The organism is Shewanella sp. AC91-MNA-CIBAN-0169, assembly GCF_040310165.1.
In the GTDB taxonomy this organism is placed as follows: Bacteria; Pseudomonadota; Gammaproteobacteria; order Enterobacterales; family Shewanellaceae; genus Shewanella.
On sequence record NZ_JBEOPM010000183.1, the window covers coordinates 1 to 243 of the forward strand.

The window sequence follows — 243 nt, forward strand, 5'->3', positions numbered from 1 at the left end:
GTGAGGACGATGCTGATAGTTTATTAATACGTCTGTCTATGCCAGCGACAACAGATGAGCAGCGTCAGCAATTGCAGAATTCCCAGATCGAAAAAGTGGTGCATCCTATGTATGGCGGTCAGTTACAGGATCGCGGTATTCAGGGTGTACCGGCCGAAGCGCGAATTGCGGTACAGTGGACTGATAAGCCAGTGACCTTTGCCGATGGTTATGTTGAAACCCTACGTGCGCCGACCTTTGAGT

General features: G+C 50.2%; 1 pseudogene. It reads left to right on the forward strand.

The annotated features are described in order from the left end of the window. A pseudogene (locus AAEY98_RS22605) lies at window positions 1-243 on the forward strand (di-heme oxidoredictase family protein); the annotation flags it as partial.